Consider the following 11,818-nt stretch of genomic DNA (forward strand, 5'->3'; position numbering starts at 1 on the left):
AACGACGCATGTACCTGATTCCCATCCCCGCCTTTAACGACAACTACCTCTGGCTGTTGCACGATGGCCGGAGCGCCCTTGTCGTCGACCCCGGCGACGCCGCGCCCGTGCAGCATGCGCTGCGTCAAAACGGCTTGCAACTGGCCTCAATTCTAGTCACGCACCACCATCCCGACCACACCGGTGGCGTCGCCGAACTGCACGCGTCCACCGGCGCGCCAGTGTATGGCCCAGCCCGGGAAAACATTCCCGAGCCCTTCAGGCGACTCAAGGATGGTGACACCGTGCAGGCGCTGGGCCTGGATTTTGAGGTGATGGATGTGCCTGGCCATACTGCCGGGCACATTGCTTTTTACACACCGGACATGGACGGACGGCCGCTGCTGTTCTGCGGTGACACGCTGTTTTCCGGCGGTTGCGGGCGGCTCTTTGAAGGCACGCCAACACAAATGCTGGCCTCGCTGGACCGCCTGGCCGCCCTGCCCGGCAACACCCGCGTCTGCTGCACACATGAATACACCCTGAGCAACCTGCGCTTTGCTCTGGCGGTAGAACCTGACAACACCGAGCTGATTGGTTACCATGCACGCTGTACCACCTTGAGAGCCGATGGCAAGCCGACCTTGCCGACCTCGATGGACCAGGAGTTGCTGATCAACCCATTCTTGCGTACCCGACAAGCCACTGTCATGGCCGCGGCCCGGCGCTTCGATCCGACCGCCCATGACGACAACAGCGTATTTGCCGCCATCAGGCAGTGGAAGAACCAATACAAATGACCGACCCGCAGCGACCGTTTTTCATCTCCTCTTTCCTCCCCGGCGGGCGCTTCCCCCGTCAGGCTTTGGGCCTCAAAACCTTTCTTGTCGGACTCACTGTCGCCGTCCTCGCGGGCTGCGCCAGCACCAGCCCGCCCGGCATGCCCGGCGACCCGGTGCTGACCACGTCCGCGCCCCCTGCAGCGGCCAGCCCGTCGGTATATCCGAATGGCCCGCTGTCGCCCATCAACCGGGCCCAGACCGCGTCCGGCACGGTGGCTCAGTTGCAGCCGCCGTCAGACCTGTGGGAGCGTATCCGCGCAGGCTTTGCCATGCCTGACTTGCAGGGCGAGCTGGTCACCGACCGCGAGCAGTGGTACGCCAGCCGGCCCGATTACATCCAGCGCATGACCGAGCGCTCCAGCAAATACCTGTTTCACATCGTCGAGGAGCTGGAGCGCCGCAACATGCCGACCGAACTGGCGCTGCTGCCCTACATCGAAAGCGCCTTCAACCCGCAGGCGGTTTCCAGCGCCAAGGCCGCTGGCATGTGGCAATTCATGCCGGCCACCGGCAAGTATTTCGACCTGAAGCAAAACGCCTTCCGTGACGACCGCCGCGATGTGCTGGCCTCGACCCGCGCCGCACTTGACTACCTGGAAAAACTTCATCGCATGTTTGGTGACTGGCACCTGGCGCTGGCGGCCTACAACTGGGGCGAAGGCAGCGTCGGCCGCGCCATCGCGAGGAACAAAAAGGACGGCCTGGGTACCGGCTACCAGGACCTGCGCATGCCCGACGAAACGCGGCTCTATGTGCCCAAGCTGCAGGCGGTCAAGAACATCGTCGCCAATCCGCAGGCCTTTCGCGCCGAGCTGCCACTGATTGAAAACCATCCCTACTTCCAGCAGGTGCTGATCACGCGCGACATCGACGTGGCGCTGGCCGCGAAACTTGCCGATGTTGCCCTCGCCGACTTCAAGGCGCTCAACCCGTCGGCCCAGCGGCCCGTGATCATTGCATCGGGCACACCCCAAATTCTGCTGCCCTGGGACAACGCAAAAGTATTCCAGCGCAACTTCGAAGCCTACACACAGGGCCAATACGCAAGCTGGACGGCCTGGACCGCGCCGGCCACCCTCAGCGTCAGTGATGCGGCCAAACGCATCGGCATGAGCGAAGCCGACCTGCGTGGCGTCAACAATATCCCGCCGCGCATGTTGATCAAGGCCGGCTCCACCTTGCTGGTGCCCCGCACTGAAAAAACCAACAATGATGTGGCCGGCCACATTGCCGATACCGCGCAAGTGGCCTTCGCCCCGGAGGTCGTCACCCGCCGCAGCACTGTCAAGGCGCGCAAGGGCGAAACCGTGGCGAGCATCGCCAAGCGTTACGGCCAAAGCGCAGCCAGCGTGGCCGAGTGGAACGACGTGAGCGCCAATGCTGCCTTCAAACTGGGGCAGCAGGTGGTGATGTTCCTGCCGGTCCGTGCCAGCACTGCGCGCAAGGCAGCACCTGCACGCAGCAACGTCAAGGCCGTCCAGCGCAGTCCGGGTAAAACCGTGATCAAGAGCAAGAAGCGCTAGTCGGGTCAAGGCTTCAAACAATTGCGGCCCATATCCAGTCTGTGTAATCAGCTATCAAAATAATAGCAGATCAGATTGCATCTCCCATGGCCGCCAACCCCTCCGCCCACGCTCCCAGGACCTCATCACCCTTTCGCTTTGTTTTTCTGATGGGGCTCCTGGTTCTGGCCGTCGGCATCGGGCTGCTGATCCTGTCGTTTCAACAACGGGAGTTCCGGCTTGCCGGCGCGGTCTGCCTGCTGCTCGGTGTTGTTCTGACGGGCGGGTACCTGACGAGCAGACTTTTTTCCGGCATGTTCGCCGACCCCCTGGCCTACGAGCCGCCCTGGGCCAAACTCGGCAGGGGCGAGGGTCCGCCCCGGCTTCCCGCGCCGGGCAAGTCGGCTGCGCCTCAAAGCACGCCGGTTCCCATCGAAAAACTGATCGACTTTCCAGAGCCCGCGCCACCCCGCCGACCGCCCACACCAGCTCCACCACCCATACCACCTGCGCCCCCCCAGGCGGCCCCCTCGACGGTCAACGCTGCGGCGGGCCCCGCGCAGATCACAACATGGTCGGCAGAAATTTTTGATCGAATGACACCGCAGCAGTTCGACATGGTCTGTCACACCGTGTTTGTCCAAAGTGGTCTGGAAACCCGTGTCCAGTCGCATGGTGCGGCGGGCGGCGTGACCATCTGGCTTCATTCACGCCATGCACAAGAGGGTCGGGACAGCCCGGTCGCGGTCGCGGTATGCCGGTTATGGCCGGACCAGCCGATACTGACCGTTCGCTACATCCATCCTTTGCTGGCCCTGATGACAGCGCGCCAGCTCAAGCGCGCAACCTATGCGACCGCGTCGACTTTCACGGCCAATGCCCGCAAGTTTTGCAAAGACAATGGCATCAATGCGCTGGATCGGTCAGGGCTTCTGGCGCTGATCGCCACGCGCACACCGGTCCAGCAACAGGCCCTGCTGGCCGTCGCGCTCGGCAAACGCTGAAACCAACCGCTAAAGGCGCAGCGAGCCTGTACCGAACAGGCCGATCAGGCCGATGACAATCAGGTAGATCGCCACGATGTAATTGAGCAGACGCGGCATGATCAGGATCAGGATGCCGGCAATCAGTGAAACAATGGGGCCGATGGAGACGGAAAGATTCATGGCGAAGTCCTTGCAGTGGGCTGTAGGCAGCGGCAGGTGGCCGCTGGGCTGCACCCAATGTAACGACAGCCCCGGCTGGCGTCTGTAGGACGGTACAAACAACTGCAAATTGCAGAGTCAGTGTGCGTCCTGTTTCACCAGTACCGCCAGAAATTCCGGCAATACCCGGTCCTGCGACAGCAGGTAACGCCCCATGGCGCCAGCGACCTGCCGCGACGCCGGCCGCGCCGACATGCGCTCGCGCCAGGCCAGCAGGCGCGGGGTGCCCTGCCCCATGGGGGCACCCATGCGGGCTCCAAACAACTGCGCCATGTACAACGCAATGTCCGCAAAGGAATAGCTGCCGGCCAGCCAGTCCCGGCCTTCCAGCAAGACGTCCATGCTGCGGTAATAGGCAGCACAGGCCTCGCATGCAGCGACTGCTGGCGCCGCCTGCAACTGGTCCTGCAAACCCATCAGGCGGATGACTGGGGGGAAGTAAACCTCGTCAGCACTGTGCTCGAGCAGGCGTGCTCTGGCCTTGTCGGCCAGATCCGCCGGCCACAGCGCAGGTCTGGCTTGCAGGTCTTCGAGGTACTCGAAAATCTGCGTCGAATCAAACAGTTCCAGGTCGCCATGCACCAGTACCGGCACCTGCTGCTTGGGGTTGATGCGAAGCACCTCGGGATGTTTGGGGTGGTACAGCAGCGTCATATCGAAGGGCACCATCACCAGCTCAAAGTCCAGGCCTTTTTCGAGCATGGCGATCTGCACCTTGGCGCCGAACATGCTCAGCGGCCCGGAATACAGCACCAGGGAAGCCGCATCGCCCCTCACAGCTTCTCCGTATCGCCGATGCGCGGCTGCCACTTCATGAGCCGCTTCTCGACACGACCGACAATGCCATCGAGCACCAGCGCAAAAGCCGTCAGCACCGCAATGCCCGCAAACACCGTATTCACGTCAAAGGTGCCCTCAGCCTGCAGGATCAGGTAGCCGACCCCCCGCGCCGACCCCAGGTATTCGCCGACCACCGCGCCCACAAAAGCCAGGCCGACCGAGGTGTGCAGGCTGGAGAAAACCCAGCTTGTCGCACTGGGCAGGTAGACGGTGCGCAGCAGTTGCCGCTGGTTCGCGCCCAACATCCGCGCATTCGCCAGCACCACCGGGCTGACCTCCTTGACGCCCTGGTAGACATTAAAAAAGACGATGAAAAACACCAGCGTGACCGCCAGCGCCACCTTGCTCCAGATGCCCAGGCCGAACCACATCGCAAAAATCGGCGCGAGGATCACACGCGGCATGGAATTGAGCGCCTTGATGTAGGGGTCCATGATGGCGCTGGCCATCGGCGCCAGCGCCAGCCACAAACCGAAAGCCAGGCCCAGCACCGTGCCTATGCCAAAGGCCAGCACCGTCTCCAGCAGCGTGGTGCCCAAGTGCAAATAGATGTCGGCATTGCCCGGCAGGCCATCGGGAAACAGCAGGCTGGGGCCAAAGCCGAAAGGCAAAAACCAGGACCAGACCCGGCCAGCCACCTTGATCGGTTCACCCAGGAAAAACGCCAGTTGCTGGTCGCGCGAGGCCAATTGCCAGAGCCCGAAAAAAGCCAACAACAGGCCGACTTGCCAGTAGCGCAGGTTTTTGTCAGAGGGTTTGAGATAGCGCCACATGATCAACCCACCGTCATCCCGGGCTTGACCCGGGATCCATGCATCGAACACCAGAGCAAGCCACCCATGGATTGCGGGTCAAGCCCGCAATGACAGATTCTCTTCATGCGGTCTTCCTGAGTTGTTGCGCATAACCCTTGAGCACCTCGTCCCGCAACACGTCCCAGATCTGGGTATGCAGCTCAATAAAACGCGGCTGGGTGCGCACCTCGGCCACGTTGCGCGGTCGCGGCAGGTCAATCTCGAACTCGCCCATCGGGCGCGTCGCCGGTCCGGCCGACAGTACCACCACGCGGTCGCTCATGGCGATCGCCTCATCGAGATCATGCGTGATGAACAGAACCGCCTTCTTTTTTGCCGCCCACAAATCGAGCACCTCGTTTTCCATGAGCTGGCGGGTCTGGATGTCGAGCGCTGAAAACGGCTCGTCCATCAGGATGATGTCCGGATCCAGGGCCAGCACCTGGGCCAGCGCCGTGCGTTTTCGCATGCCGCCCGAGAGCTGATGCGGGTAGCGGTCACCAAACCCGCTCAAGCCCACCCGCTCCAGCCAGGCTTGCGCCTGCGCGCGCGCTTCGGTATCGGGCACGCCGTGGTATTGCAGCCCGACCATGACGTTGTCGATGGCGCTGCGCCAGGGCATCAGCGCCTCGGTCTGGAACATGTAGCCAGCGCGGGTGTTGATGCCCTGCAAGGCCTGGCCGAATACCTTGACGATGCCCGAGGTCGGCGGCAACAGGCCCGCACCTATGTTGAGCAGCGTGGACTTGCCGCAGCCGGTCGGGCCGACGACAGAAACAAATTCACCGGCACGGATGCGCAGCGTGGTTTGACCGACAGCGGTGTAGGCCTGACCAGCGTCGTCTCGCGACCGGAAGGTGCAGGTGACGTCCAGCAACTCAAGCGCGTATTCAGAGGCAGGGGAAAGGGACACAGACATAAGGCATTGTCGCGCGGATTTTTACCAGCCGGGGCCGCGGGTCCGGCTTTCCCGACCCGCAGGCGCAGCGCCCCCTCGGGGGGAATCCTTCGACAAGCTCAGGACGAACGAAAGATCAGCGCGCGAACGTGGGGACCATTTTCAGGCTTTGAATTTGTCTTTCGCGCGCCGGGCAAACTCGTTGGTGTAGGTCTTGCCGAGGTCAATCTTGTCGGCCTTGATGCTGGGGTCAAAGCTGGCCAGAGCCCTCAGCGCCGTCTTTGCGCCCTCCTCGGGAAGCATGCCATCGAGCGCAATCGCGTCGCGCACCTTGTTGAAAGACGCGAGGTAGAGGCCGCGGTCACCGAGCAGGTAATTCTCGGGAACCGTCTTGATGATGTCGCCCGGCCCCGCCGTCTGTAGCCACTTCAGGCCATGCACGATGGCATTGGCAAGCGCCTGACAGGTGTTGGGATTTTTCTGGATAAAGTCCATGGGCGCATACAGGCAGGCTGCCGGCATGGGGCCGCCGAAGACATCCACCGTGCCCTTAAGCGTGCGCGTGTCAGAGATGATCTTCACATCCCCCTTTTGCTCCAGCATGGTCATGACCGGGTCGGTGTTGCTCATCGCGTCAATCTGGCCCGAACGCAGGGCGGCCAGCGCGCCTGCCGAGGTGCCGACACCGATAAAACTCACGTCGCTTGCCTTGAGGCCGGCGCGCGACAGCACCAGGTTGGCCATCATGTTGGTGGACGAACCGGGCGCGGAGACACCGATTTTTTTACCCCGGAGGTCGGCCACCGACTTGTAGTTGGGCATGTTTTTGGTGGATACACCAAAAGCGATTTGCGGCGCCCTGCCCTGCAGCACAAAGGCCTGGAACATCTGGTTCTTCGACTGCAGGTTGATCGTGTGTTCGTAAGCGCCCGAGACCACATCGGCCGAGCCGCCCACGACCGCCTGCAACGCGCGCGCGCCCCCGGCAAAGTCACTGATCTCGACCTCCAGACCCTCGGCCTTGAAGTAACCGAGCTGCTCGGTGATGGTCAAGGGCAGGTAATAAAACGCGGCTTTTCCACCGACCGCCAGGGCAATTTTGGTTTTTTCCAACTTGCCCTGGGCACGCAGTGCAGGCAAAGCCAGGGTTGCCGCACCCAAAGCGGTGGCGCTGGCAAAGGTTCTGCGTGAGATGGGAAAAGAAGAATTCATGCTGGCCTCTCTGTGTTTTTATGGGTTGGCAACAGCATAAGCAAGGCTCAAAAAACCGGCATCGGTATCATCCCGTGCGGGTTTGTACGGAACCGGCATGCGCGCCGGTTACCAGACGTTACCGGTAGCCCAGAAAAAGAATGCCGACGTTGACCAGCAAGGCAAAGAACCAGACCACACTGCGGCTTTTCGCCATGTCTGCCACGTACATCATCACGTAAGCGATGCGCAAGACCACAAACACAAAAGCAAACACGTCCAGGCGGACCTGCGAAGCCTGCAACTGATGCGCAATGATCACGGCGGCAAAGAAAAAGGGCAGCGCTTCAAAGGTGTTGGCCTGCGCCGCGTTGGCGCGGGCACGCCAGTCGGTTTGCCGCGCCAGCCAGGCACGCGGGTTGTTGTTGTCGTACCCTCCCTTGTTCGGCGGGGTGGTCATCTTGCCCCATTTGGCCAGCGCGGCGCAGGCAATCGGCAGCAGCGCCACCGCCAGCAAGCACCAGTAGGCAACCGTGAAACGTGCGTATGTCATGTAAAGCCTTTCTGGGGTCGGATCGAGAGGAGGTTGAAGATTGACGATTGCCGTGCGAATGTGCACTCAAAAAACTAGCGCCGGTCGACCAGCGCATGGGCGATGGTGCCAAGATCCACATATTCGAGCTCGCTGCCCACCGGCACGCCGCGCGCCAGCCGCGTGACCTGCACACTGCGGCTTCTGAGCGCCTGCGAAATGACATGGGCCGTGGCCTCGCCTTCGCCGGTGAAATTGGTCGCGAGAATCACCTCCTGCACCTCGCGCGCGTCCACGGCAACGGGCTCGCCGCGCGCGTCCCGTGGCACCACCCGGTCAAACAGTTTTTGCAGGCCAATGTCGTGCGGCCCGATGCCGTCGAGCGGGCTGAGTTTGCCCATCAGCACAAAGTACAGGCCGCGGTAGGCCAGCGTACGCTCCAGCGCCGCCTGGTCGGCAGGGGTTTCGACCACGCAGAGTTTGCTGCGGTCGCGCTCGGGATTCGCGCAGGTGCTGCAGATGTCGCGTTCGGTCAGGGTGTTGCACAGGGTGCAGTGTTTGACGCTGTGCACCGCATGCTCAAGTGCGCGCGCGATCTGCAGCGCGCCCTGCGTGTCATGCTGCAGCAAATGAAACGCCATGCGCGCCGCTGACTTGGCCCCCACGCCCGGCAGGCGCCGCAGCGCCTGGGTCAGGCCTTCAAGCGCATTGGAGTCAGCCATGGTGGATGTATTTCACCGTTCGGGCTGAGCTTGTCGAAGCCTGCATTTCGACAAGCTCAATGCGAACGGAAATTATCAAAACGGGAGCTTCATGCCGCCGGGCAGGCCCGGCATGCCCGCCGTGAGTTTGCCCATTTTTTCCTGGCTCAGGTCTTCGGCCTTGCGCACTGCTGCATTGAAGGCCGCAGCCACCAGGTCTTCGAGCATGTCCTTGTCCTCGCCCAGCAGGCTGGGGTCGATCTCGACACGTTTGACATCGTGTTTGCAGGTCATGGTGACCTTGACCATGCCGTTGCCGGATTCCGCTGTGACTTCGATGAAGGCCAGCTCGTCCTGGGCTTTTTTCAGGTTGTCCTGCATGGCCTGCGCCTGCTTCATCAGGCCGGCGAGTTGTCCTTTGTTGAACATGGATTTTTTCCTTTAAAACTTGTCGTCAATCATATCGGCTTGGCGGCAGCGGGCGAGCGCGGCTTGACGCTGCCGGGGACAATTTTGGCGCCCCAGTCGCGCATCATGTCCTGCACAAACGGGTCGTTCTGTATGGTCTCCTCGGCCTGGCGCTGGCGCTCCAGCGCAGCGGCGGCATTGCGCCGCGCCGGCGAGTCACCGACCGGGCCGAGTTCGACCGTGAGCCGGGGTGTCTGACCGCTGTCCAGCAGCGCAGCCTGCAGCGCTGCCTGCAGCTTGTCGCGCGCGGCAGCCTGGTTCAGCGACTCGCGCTCCACACGCAGGGTCCAGACGCCGTTCGCCTGCGCGCGCAACTCGGACTGCAGCGCCAGTTCACGCGCCAGCGCCGCAATCATCTCGGCAGCCACCATGCGGTTGACCAGCGCCGTCCATTCGTCGCCCAAGGGGCTGTCCGGCGGCGGTGTCGCCGGGGCAGGTGCGGCCGCCGCTAGGGGCTCCCGTGAGGGCGCTGCCTCGGCTGCAGGTGCCGGCGTTGCCAGCAATTCGTCTTCCCAGGGCGGCGTCTGCCGCACTCCCGCCGCTACAAAATCAGGAGCTGTTGGCGCTTGCTGGATAGGGGCTGGAGGCCGATTTGATTCAAAATTCTGACGGGCAGCCGGTGCGTCCACGGCCGACACCGGAGCCGGTGCAGCGGCCGGCCGCAGGGGCGGGGCGGCCGCAACCGTGGCCCGGATCGGCTCAGGCTGCGGCTTTTTTGGGGGCTCGACGGCGCTCCCCGAGGTGGTGGACGCAGCACCGGCAGGTTTGAAGGCCAGCAGGCGCAGCAGCACCATGGTCAGCGCCGCATAGTCATCGGGCGCCAGGCCCAGCTCGGCCCGGCCATGCAGGCACAGGCTGTAGAGCAACTGCGTCTCGTCGGCAGGCATGGCCTGCGCCAGCCGCGCCGTCGCCGCGATGTCGGGGTCGGAGGCATCGTCGCCCGCGTCCATGCCCGGAACCGCCTGCAGCACTGCCATGCGTTGCAGCACCGTCGCCATTTCTTCCAGTGTCGATGCGGCACTCAGGCCATTGAGACGCAACACCTCGGAGGTCTCGACCACGCTTTTGCCGTCACCGCGCGCCAGCGCATCGAGCAGCTGAAACACATAACTGCGGTCCACACTGCCCAGCATCTGCCGTACGCTGGCCTCTTGCAGTTGGCCGGAGCCAAAGGCAATCGCCTGGTCAGTCAGCGACAACGCATCACGCATGGAGCCGCGCGCCGCACGTGCCAGCAAACGCAGGGCTTGCGGTTCCGATGCGACATTCTCCGTCTGCAGCACCTGGCCCAGGTGTTCGAGAATGGTCTCAGGCGCCATTGGCCGCAAATTGAACTGCAGACAGCGCGACAGCACGGTGGCCGGCACCTTCTGCGGGTCGGTCGTGGCCAGCACAAACTTCAGGTACTCGGGCGGCTCCTCCAGCGTCTTGAGCATGGCGTTGAAGGCCGTGTTGGTCAGCATGTGGACCTCGTCGATCATGAAGACCTTGAAGCGCCCGATCACCGGTTTGTAAACCGCCTGCTCCAGCAACTGTGCGATCTCGTCAACGCCGCGATTCGAGGCTGCGTCGAGTTCGGTGTAATCAACAAAACGCCCGCTGTCAATATCGTTACAGGCCTGGCAGACGCCGCAGGGCGTGGCGGTGATGCCGCCCTGCCCGTCCGGACCGACACAGTTCAGCGACTTGGCCAGGATGCGCGAGATGGTGGTCTTGCCGACGCCTCGCGTGCCGGTGAACAGGTAGGCATGATGCAGGCGCTGCGTCGTCAGCGCATTGCCCAGCGCCTGCACCACATGTGACTGCCCGACCATCTCAGAAAAATTCCGGGGCCGGTATTTGCGGGCAAGCACGAGGTAAGACATGCGATCGATTCTAAAGCGCGCGGCGCAGGGCTTTTTCCGACGCCCCCTTTAAGTCCCGGCCCCTGCCCTTACAATACAAAGCGACGGGCCTTCCCGCATGGTGAAGCGGCCAACCGGGTCAGATGGGGAACCAAGCAGCCCTAACTGTCGAGCCAGTGCCGGGGTCAAGGTCCGTCACCTTCTTCAAACAGCGCATTTCGCATGCGCTGTTTTTATTTGTGCGGCCTCTTGGGGCGTCGCCAAAAAGTTCACATTTTTCGAGTACCTGGACAATTTCCTACAAACGCAGGTGGCGCCAGCCTGCGTTTTTGGCTTTCTCCCTATTAGGGTTTTGCCTAGAATTTTCCCTATGAAAACATCCGAAAAACCAACCCACGAGGAACTGGCCCGCTACCTGAAAGCACTGGGCCAGCTGATCAAGGCGGAGTCTCAGCGACTGGAGGCGATCTACGAGTTGTCCAATGTCGCACAAGGCGACTTTCTGCGGCTGCACGTCGAGTCGGCACGTCTGCAGGTGTGGAGTGATTACTTCGAACAGCGTCGAGGGGAGATCTAGCACCACACGTTTCCCTGGTGCGTTTTCCGGGCGCCCGCCCGTGCCGGCCCCATCGCCGGCGTTGCCTCTCTTGTTGATGGTGCTCCTTGTTGATGGTGTCCTGTTCGGGCATCGACGTCATCCAGGCATCTGGCGCCCTGAGCCCAGGGTCGCAGCGGAGTTAGCTCAGCACCTCTTCGATCGCCGCTGTGGTTTGCAAGGCATGTTCGGCGATCTGCGCCGACATCAGGGCGAGTGAGGCCAGCGCATAGGTACCGCTGACAATGCCCCGGTAGGCCACCTCTGCAGCCACCGCGTCCTGACCCAGGCCTTCGGTGGCGGCGACGATACATTGCTCCACGCTGTGCAGGCCGGCATCGCCGAACAGTTCTTCACCTTCATAACTCACGCGGTATTCGAGCCTGCCATGCTCGCCAGGGTCGATGTGAAAACGAACAATCATGAG

The 11,818-nt window shown here is 62.4% G+C and carries 14 protein-coding genes and 1 other RNA gene; 5 read left to right on the forward strand and 10 right to left on the reverse strand.

Going from position 1 to position 11,818, the window contains the following annotated elements:
• Positions 1–8: 8 nt before the first annotated feature.
• The 3 genes from gloB (at position 9) to ACH2CW_RS15890 (ending at position 3,327) form a co-directional block, all read left to right on the forward strand.
• Positions 9–779 carry a hydroxyacylglutathione hydrolase gene (gene gloB, locus ACH2CW_RS15880; protein ID WP_395059880.1) on the forward strand — a complete coding sequence of 257 codons (771 nt, stop codon included), beginning with the start codon at positions 9–11 and terminating at the stop codon, positions 777–779.
• 140 nt (positions 780–919) lie between these two features.
• Positions 920–2,344 carry a transglycosylase SLT domain-containing protein gene (locus ACH2CW_RS15885; RefSeq protein WP_395059939.1) on the forward strand — a complete coding sequence of 475 codons (1,425 nt, stop codon included), beginning with the start codon at positions 920–922 and terminating at the stop codon, positions 2,342–2,344.
• A 149-nt stretch (positions 2,345–2,493) separates the two neighbouring features.
• Entirely contained in the window at positions 2,494–3,327 is an 834-nt protein-coding gene (locus ACH2CW_RS15890; protein WP_395059882.1) for a restriction endonuclease, read from the forward strand.
• Between the two features lie 9 nt (positions 3,328–3,336).
• Here the strand turns inward: ACH2CW_RS15890 and ACH2CW_RS15895 are convergent, their stop codons facing one another.
• The 9 genes from ACH2CW_RS15895 to dnaX form a co-directional block, all read right to left on the reverse strand.
• The gene (locus tag ACH2CW_RS15895) at positions 3,337–3,489 is read right to left on the reverse strand and encodes a DUF3096 domain-containing protein (protein ID WP_305562387.1); all 153 of its coding nucleotides are present in this window, start codon (positions 3,487–3,489) and stop codon (positions 3,337–3,339) included.
• Positions 3,490–3,606: 117 nt separating this feature from the next.
• Positions 3,607–4,305, reverse strand: a complete 699-nt coding sequence (locus ACH2CW_RS15900) for a glutathione S-transferase family protein (RefSeq protein WP_395059884.1) — start codon at positions 4,303–4,305, stop codon at positions 3,607–3,609.
• Positions 4,302–5,141 carry an ABC transporter permease gene (locus ACH2CW_RS15905; RefSeq protein ID WP_395059886.1) on the reverse strand — a complete coding sequence of 280 codons (840 nt, stop codon included), beginning with the start codon at positions 5,139–5,141 and terminating at the stop codon, positions 4,302–4,304. Before ACH2CW_RS15905 ends, ACH2CW_RS15900 begins: the two co-directional genes overlap by 4 nt.
• A gap of 103 nt (positions 5,142–5,244) precedes the next feature.
• On the reverse strand, positions 5,245–6,081 hold the full coding sequence (locus tag ACH2CW_RS15910) for an ABC transporter ATP-binding protein (RefSeq protein WP_395059888.1): 837 nt from the start codon (positions 6,079–6,081) through the stop codon (positions 5,245–5,247).
• Positions 6,082–6,222: 141 nt separating this feature from the next.
• Positions 6,223–7,272 carry an ABC transporter substrate-binding protein gene (locus tag ACH2CW_RS15915; protein ID WP_395059890.1) on the reverse strand — a complete coding sequence of 350 codons (1,050 nt, stop codon included), beginning with the start codon at positions 7,270–7,272 and terminating at the stop codon, positions 6,223–6,225.
• A gap of 118 nt (positions 7,273–7,390) precedes the next feature.
• Positions 7,391–7,804, reverse strand: a complete 414-nt coding sequence (locus ACH2CW_RS15920; protein ID WP_395059891.1) for an MAPEG family protein — start codon at positions 7,802–7,804, stop codon at positions 7,391–7,393.
• Between the two features lie 74 nt (positions 7,805–7,878).
• On the reverse strand, positions 7,879–8,505 hold the full coding sequence (recR, locus tag ACH2CW_RS15925) for a recombination mediator RecR (protein ID WP_395059893.1): 627 nt from the start codon (positions 8,503–8,505) through the stop codon (positions 7,879–7,881).
• A 75-nt stretch (positions 8,506–8,580) separates the two neighbouring features.
• The gene (locus ACH2CW_RS15930) at positions 8,581–8,913 is read right to left on the reverse strand and encodes a YbaB/EbfC family nucleoid-associated protein (protein WP_188708493.1); all 333 of its coding nucleotides are present in this window, start codon (positions 8,911–8,913) and stop codon (positions 8,581–8,583) included.
• A gap of 29 nt (positions 8,914–8,942) precedes the next feature.
• A complete protein-coding gene (gene dnaX / locus ACH2CW_RS15935) occupies positions 8,943–10,817 on the reverse strand; it encodes a DNA polymerase III subunit gamma/tau (RefSeq protein WP_395059896.1) in 1,875 nt (624 codons plus the stop codon).
• An 82-nt stretch (positions 10,818–10,899) separates the two neighbouring features.
• On the opposite strand from dnaX, the gene ffs reads away from it, so the two are divergent.
• Together ffs and ACH2CW_RS15945 are read left to right on the forward strand one after the other, a co-directional pair.
• Positions 10,900–10,996: signal recognition particle sRNA small type (gene ffs / locus ACH2CW_RS15940), an RNA gene on the forward strand.
• Positions 10,997–11,166: 170 nt separating this feature from the next.
• Positions 11,167–11,373, forward strand: coding sequence for a hypothetical protein (locus tag ACH2CW_RS15945; protein ID WP_395059898.1), 207 nt, complete (start codon positions 11,167–11,169; stop codon positions 11,371–11,373).
• A gap of 160 nt (positions 11,374–11,533) precedes the next feature.
• Here the strand turns inward: ACH2CW_RS15945 and ACH2CW_RS15950 are convergent, their stop codons facing one another.
• Positions 11,534–11,815, reverse strand: a complete 282-nt coding sequence (locus tag ACH2CW_RS15950) for a hypothetical protein (RefSeq protein WP_395059900.1) — start codon at positions 11,813–11,815, stop codon at positions 11,534–11,536.
• Positions 11,816–11,818 lie beyond the last annotated feature (3 nt).

The organism is Polaromonas sp. (assembly GCF_043778355.1).
Taxonomy (GTDB): Bacteria; Pseudomonadota; Gammaproteobacteria; order Burkholderiales; family Burkholderiaceae_C; genus Polaromonas.